Origin of the sequence: Pseudomonas sp. Irchel s3f10, assembly GCF_900187515.1 — a bacterium.
Classification (GTDB): Bacteria; Pseudomonadota; Gammaproteobacteria; order Pseudomonadales; family Pseudomonadaceae; genus Aquipseudomonas; species Aquipseudomonas tensinigenes.
The window spans coordinates 388534-395635 of the sequence record NZ_FYDZ01000001.1 but is presented as its reverse complement, the minus strand read 5'-3'; the positions used below and the strand labels follow the sequence as shown (position 1 = coordinate 395635).

The 7102-nt window shown below is 62.3% G+C and carries 1 protein-coding gene; it reads right to left on the bottom strand.

Annotated elements, in window-relative coordinates:
• Nucleotides 1-260: 260 nt before the first annotated feature.
• Nucleotides 261-6671 carry a non-ribosomal peptide synthetase gene (locus tag CKW17_RS01845; protein WP_095118441.1) on the bottom strand — a complete coding sequence of 2137 codons (6411 nt, stop codon included), beginning with the start codon at nucleotides 6669-6671 and terminating at the stop codon, nucleotides 261-263.
• Nucleotides 6672-7102 lie beyond the last annotated feature (431 nt).

Below are 7102 nucleotides of genomic sequence, written 5' to 3'. Positions count from 1 at the left end.
GAGGTAACCTGCTGTAAATACGGAAAAAAGGAGCGCGCAGCAGCGAGTCCGTGCACGCGGCGCGCAGCCTGGAAAAACTAAAACATCGGGGCGTGGGTGTCTGACATGGGAAGCGGGGACAAGCCATATAGGATCTGGGCCACACAACCGGCCCCTGTAGGAGTGAGCCTGCTCGCGATTGCGGTGTGTCAGTCACGAACATATCGCCTGACCTGACGCCATCGCGAGCAGGCTCACTCCTACAGGGTTTGTGGTCGCCGTCAGAGGCGGCGTTTACGGTTGAGGTTGGGGATGGTGGTCTGGGCGATCTCGACCTGCTTGGCCTGTCGCGAGGTCTGTGCCGCCAGCGCCGCCAGTGTCGGCTGGCTGAACAGCGTGCGCGCATCGACATGCAGGCCGGCCAGACGCATGCGCGCGACCAGACTCACCGCCAGCAACGAATGCCCGCCCAGCTCGAAGAAGTTGTCGTGCCGCCCGACCTGCTCGACCTTGAGCACCTGCGCCCAGATCTGCGCCAAAGCACTTTCCACGTCACCTTCGGGTGCCTCGTAGGGACGGCTGAGCAGTGCCTCCGCCCCCGGTTCCGGCAACGCCTTGCGATCGATTTTGTCGTTGGGCGTCAAAGGCAACGCCGCCAGCATCACGTAGGCAGCGGGCACCATGAACTCCGGCAATCGCGCCAGCACATGCGCGCGCAACGCTTCAAGCGTCGGTGCAGCCTGCTCGGCACGCACGCTGTAATAAGCCACCAGCCGCTCATCGCGCACCAGCACCACCGCTTCACGGATCGCCGGGTGTTCAAGCAGCCGCGCTTCAATCTCGCCCAGCTCAAGACGAACCCCGCGCAGCTTGACCTGGAAGTCATTGCGACCGAGGAATTCGAGGTTGCCATCGGCGCCGTAACGCACCAGATCCCCAGTGCGATACAAGCGGTCACCGGCCACGAACGGGCTGTCGATAAAGCGTTCGGCCTGCAATTGCGGCAGGCCCAGATAGCCGCGCGCCACGCCCACTCCACCAATGTGCAAATGCCCACTGACGCCAAGCGGCACAGGCTGATCAAAGGCATCAAGGACATACAGCCGCGTATTGCTCAGGGCCTTGCCGATCGGCACCAGCGTCTGCGGCACCGGCTCGCCGGGCTCCAGCGTCCAGCCGCTGCTGTCGACCGTGGTTTCGGTCGGCCCGTAGACGTTATGCAGGCGCACCCACGGCAGGCGCTCGCGCACTTGCCGGGCCAGCGCGACGGTCAACTCGCCGCCACCGTTAAGCACGTCGGTGAGGCTAGTGCACTGGCTGACGTCGTCCTGTTCGATGAACTGCTGCAACAACGCCGGCACGAACTTGACCACCGTGATGTTCTGCTCGCGGATCACTTGCGTGACATACGCCGAATCGCGATTGCCATCGGCCCGCGCCAGCACCAGGCGCATGCCCGAGCACAGTGGCCAGAAGATCTCCCACACCGAACTGTCGAAACTGTACGGGGCCTTTTGCAGCAACGCCCCGTGTTCGCTGGGCGGTGACAACTGCGAGCCCCAGTGCACCATGTTGCAGGCACTGCGGTGCTCGATCATCACGCCCTTCGGCGTGCCGGTGGAGCCGGAGGTGTAGATCATGTAGGCCAGATTCGTCGCGCCGAGACCCGGTACCTGCGGATTGTCGTGCGGCTGGTCCTGCCAGGTGCCGAGGTCGAGATCGATCAGCGGCACGCCGGGCTCGCCGAGCAGATCACGCGTCGCCGCGTGCACCAGCAGCGCGACCGGTGCGCTGTCCTGCAACATGTAGTTCAGGCGTTGCAGCGGATAATCCGGATCGAGCGGCACATAGGCACCGCCCGCCTTGAGAATGCCCAGCAGACCGATCACCAGTTCCGGCCCGCGCTCGACGCAGATTGCGACTCGCGAATCCGGCTGCACGCCGAGCCCGCGCAGATGATGGGCCAAGCGGTTGGCCTGCTCGTTCAGCTCGCGATAGGTCAGGCGCTGCTCGGCAAATTGCACGGCAATGGCATCCGGTTTGCGCTGCACCTGTTGTTCAAACAGCGCCTGAAGTGGCTGGTCCATCGGGCAGTCGACGGCGGTGGCGTTGAACTCGATCAGCAACCGTTGCAGTTCTTCCGGTGGTAACAACGGCAGGCTATTCAGCGGCCGCTGCGGCGTGGTCTCCAGCGCTTCGACCAAACCGTTCAGCGCCGACTGCACATAACTGCAAATCCGTTGCGCGCCGATGTTCGACAAAGTTCGGGTGGTCAGGCGCAAGCCTGTGCCGAGGTCATCGACACTCAGGGTAAACGGGTAATTGGTGCGTTCCTCGTTGGCCAGCGTCTCGATGCCCTGCCAGGTTTGCCGGGAAGTTTTTTGCTCGACATCATCGCTGTGCCGATAGTTGAGCAAAGCGCTGAACAACGGTGCTGGCGCAGCAACGCCACTGCACCGTTGAGCGAGCGCCAAAGAGGCGTGTTCATGGGCGAGCAACGCAGTCAGGCGGGCATGGGTGGATTTCACCGCTGCGCGCGCGCCTTCGCCGACATCGACCCGCAGCGGCAAGGTGTTGATGAACACCCCCAATGCCCGGTCGGCACCCGCGCCGCCCTGCATGCGCCCCATCAACACCGTGCCGAACACCACGCTGTGCTGGCCGGATGTCGCCGCCAATACTTGCGCCCAGGCGAGGTGGATCAGGCTGGCGACGCTGACGCCAGCCAGACGCGCCTGCTGTTGCAGACGTTGATACAGATCGCTCGTCAGGGTTTGCCCAGCTTCTTCGATGTTGCTGCCATCACCCTGCACATTCTGCAAAGCGAAGGGCAAGGTCGGCTCATCGATGTCAGCGAGCATCTGGCGGAAAAACGCTTCATGCTCCTGTTCACTGACACCCAATCGCGTCTGCGCCACATAGTTGCGGTATGGCACCGGTGCCGCCAGCGGTTCGGCGCTCCCGGACAGGCAGGCGTGGATTTCTTCGCGCATGGCCTCCAGCGCGATGTGATCCATCGCCAGGTGATGGAACAGCAGGATGCCAACCACCCGGTTGTGCGCAGGATCACGGGCATACATCAGGCGCAGCAGCGGTGCCTGACTGACGTCGAGGCGATAGCGCCGTGCGTCGAAACGCTGGTGCAATTGATCGATGATCTCGCCGTGGGCAGGATCCAGTTCGACCTCCTGCACCGGCAAAATGGCCTCGCGCCAAACGACCTGAACCGGTGACGTCAGCCCTTCCCAGACCACCGCCGTACGCAGGATGTCGTGCCGTGCAATGACCTGACGCAACGCAGCGGCGAAGGCCTCGACCCGCTCGAGGCTGTCGAACGCCAGCAGGGATTGCAGCAGGTACGGATCGCCCTGCGCAGCGGTGATGTGGTGATAGAGAATGCCTTCCTGCAACGGCGCCAACGGGTAGATGTCCTGCACATTGGCGGCACCGCCCGGCACCGTCGCGACGATACGTTCGATCATCGCCTGATCCAGTTGCACCAGCGGCAGCATCTGAGGGGTGATGTGCGTGCAATCGGCAGGAATGCGGTTGGCCGGCACCTCGACTTCGCGGCCACTGCCCTCCGCTGCTGCCAGCGCCGCCAGTGTCGGCTGGCTGAACAGCACGCGAACATCGCTGCTCATGCCAATCTGGCGCATGCGTTCGATCAAGCCCACAGCCAACAACGAGTGCCCGCCCAGCTCAAAGAAGTGGTCGTGACGCCCTACCCGTTCGACCTGCAAGACCTCGGCCCAGATCTGCGCCAGCGCGATTTCGACATCACCTTGTGGCGCCTCGTATTGCCGCCGGATCAGCGCTTCCGGCCCCGGTGCCGGCAACGCTTGGCGATCAAGTTTGCCGTTGGCGGTCAGCGGCAAACTCGCCAGGCGCATGTAAGCGGCCGGCAGCATGGCGGCTGGCAAACGCGATGTCAGGTGCGCATGCAGTTGCAGGATGTCCAGCGTTTCGCGCTCGGTGAACCATGCCAACAGTTGACCGTCACGCACCAGCACCACGGCTTCCTGCACCGCAGCATGGCTGGCGAGTGCCGCTTCGATTTCGCCCAGTTCGACACGCACGCCGCGGACTTTCACCTGGTCATCGTTGCGACCGATGTACTCAAGATTGCCGTCGGCGCGCCAACGGGCGAGATCGCCGGTGCGATACATACGCGCATCCGGCTGTTCACTGAACGGGTCGTCGAGGAAGCGTTCGGTCGTCAGATCCGGACGATTCAGGTAACCCCGGGCAACCCCGGCGCCGCCGACATACAGCTCACCGATGATGCCGATCGGCACCGGGCGCTGCTGATCATCGAGCAGGTAAGTCGTGGCATTGCTCACGGGTTTGCCAATGTGCAACGCCTGCCCCGGCGTGATCAACCCCGAGGTGGCGACCACCGTGGCCTCGGTCGGCCCGTAATTGTTGACCACCGCAAAACCCTGCGCACGGTTGAACTGGCGCAGACGATCGCCGCCGATCAGCAAGGTGCGCAAGGTCGGGTGATCGAGTTGTTTGCTGAAGGCATATTCGGCAATCGGCGTTGGCAGAAAGCTGACATCCAGCGGCTGCGCACGCCACCAGGCAAGCAGCGCATCGATGTCTTCGCTGCCTTCGCTCGCGGGTGCAAAATTCAGCGTTGCCCCGGCACACAGCGCCGGCCACACCTCCCAGGCCATCGCGTCAAACCCGAAGCCGGCCAGGCTTGAGGTGTGCTGCCCGGGGCCAAGTCCAAACGCCGCACAGTGCCAGTCGACCAGATTGCCCAGCATGCGGTGCTCGACCATCACGCCTTTGGGCAACCCGGTGGAGCCAGAGGTGTAAATCACATAGGCGAGGTGGTGGGTGTTCAACCCCGTCACGTCGGGATCGGTCAAGTTGTCGAGCGGCCACTCGCGCCGATCCAGCTCGATCACCGGCAGCGTTGTGGCGGGCAGACGATCACGCAGATCGCTTTGCGTCAGCAGCGCCACCGGAGCACTGTCGCTGAGCAGATAACTCAGGCGCTCGGGCGGATGCGCCGGGTCGATCGGGACATAAGCGGCGCCAGCCTTGAGAATCGCCAGCAGCCCGACCAGCGTCTCCAGGCCTCTGCGGGCGACGATCGCCACCCGGTCATCCGGCCGCACACCGAGGCCCAGCAGATGATGAGCCAACGCATTGGCTTGCTGGTTCAGTTCGGCATAGCTCAGGGTTCGTCCCTGATACGTCGCGACCACGGCGTCCGGTTGTTCGGCCACTCGGGATACGAATCGCTGATGAATCAGTGGGCCTTGCGGATAACTGATACGGGTGTCGTTCCACTCATCGAGCAGGGCCAGCTCTGCCGGGCTATTGAGGTTGAAATCGGCGATCGCCAGTGCCGGGCATTCGAGGCCTTGCTCCAGTATCAGCAACAAGCGCTCGGTCAACGACGCCATCTCGTCTGCCGTGAAATAGGCCGGCGAGTACACCAGATGCAGCCAGGCCTTGTCGGTGTAACGGTTGCTGCGCAGGTGAAGGGCCAGCGGTGTCGCCTCGTGCTGGTTGGAGACCTTGACCGAGTGTCCCGACGCCTCACCGTAGCGATAATCATGGTCGTCCTGCTCGTAGGACACCGACAACTCGAACAGTTGCGCTCGGTCTTCACGCAACAGACCCAGCGCGCGGTTCATCTCGCTTAGCGGGTAGCGTTGATGGCGAAAATCCTGCTTCAGGCTTTCGCCGATTGCCTTGATCAATTGGCCAAATGACAAAGCCCGGCCAAAGCCCATGTGCATTGCACTGACCTGGGTGAACAAGCCCAAGGTGCTTTTGAAGCGGGCGCCGGAGCGATTGAGAATCGGCAAGCCGACCACCCACTCGTCACGCTGGGCGGTACGACTGAAATACACATGCAGCGCCGCCAGCAAGACATGAAAGGCCGAACCGCCGAGGTGCCGCGCGGTGTCTTTCATGCGCTCGTGCAACAACGCAGGAAAAGCTTCGACGTGGATGCGACTGGGCGCCGCTTCAGGCTCAAGGGGTTCGCGATGACGGGGAATCAACAAGGGTTCAGGCAGGCTGCGGTACTTGTCCAGCCAGTAGCGTTGATCGCGCTCATAGCGAGGTGACTGATGGTAGCGCGCGTCATCTTCGATAAAGCCGACATAGGACGGTGCCGCCCTGCGCGGATGCTCGCCACGGCACAACGCGCTGTAGATCTCGCCCACCGACTTGAACAGCAGCGCGAACGCCCAGCCATCGATGATCAAGTGATGGGCCTGGGCCGCCAACCAGTGGCGGTGCCGATCGAGGCGAATCAGACTGAAGCGGAACAACGCTTGCCCACTCAACACAAAGGCCTGCGCCATCTGCGCTTCGACCAGTGTCCGGGCAGCCGACTGTGGATCAGGTTGGCTGCTGACATCATGCACCGGCATGACCACCGGCAGCACCTGCGCAAACCCTTGCAACGGCAGCCCGTCGTGACCAACGTCCGATAACAGAACAATGCGCAAGGCATCATTCGCTGCCACCAGAGATTCAAGCGCCGATTGCAGCAATGCCGGATCCAGCGGCCCGCTCAGTTCGACGTAACCGCCAATGTTATACAGCGGCGAATCACCGCGGCTGAGTTGGTCCAGCCAGATATCCCGTTGCGCGGCAGTCAGCGCGAATGTCTCGACAGGCACGGACAGATCGCCCGCCACGTTGGCAGAAGTAGGCTGCATAAGATCCTTCTCATGAAATTTTGCCGGTATTCAAGCATCGGCCCCGCCACCGACATGACACCTGAAACCCGGACAACCAACACCCTGATACGCGCCATGAGCGTGGTTATCGCAGGCAAGGTCTAAAAATTCGGAGAGGAAATACTGAAAAGCTTGTAGGAAAAAAGCCACATACCAGCGCCGCCATTTGCCCGAGCGCCTCCGATCAGAAATCAACATCTGCCGGTTTTCCGGGGCCTGAGCGTGACTGAACAGTCACGCTCGCCGTTACGCCGGTGTTCAACACCGTCAGAACCCCGGCGCCAACAATCAGAAATAGTGGCACTTTGTGTCCCTGTTTTCCCCTACAGACGTAGGACAAATCCATAGGCTTAAATCCCGCTCCAGATCGTGTTCAAGGAGAAATGACGGCGTGGGCGGTTTTTGCAGAG

Excerpts from the sequence above, each read along its gene's own strand:
- CKW17_RS01845 (WP_095118441.1), bottom strand. The coding sequence starts at position 6,671 with ATGCAGCCTACTTCTGCCAACGTGGCGGGCGATCTGTCCGTGCCTGTC.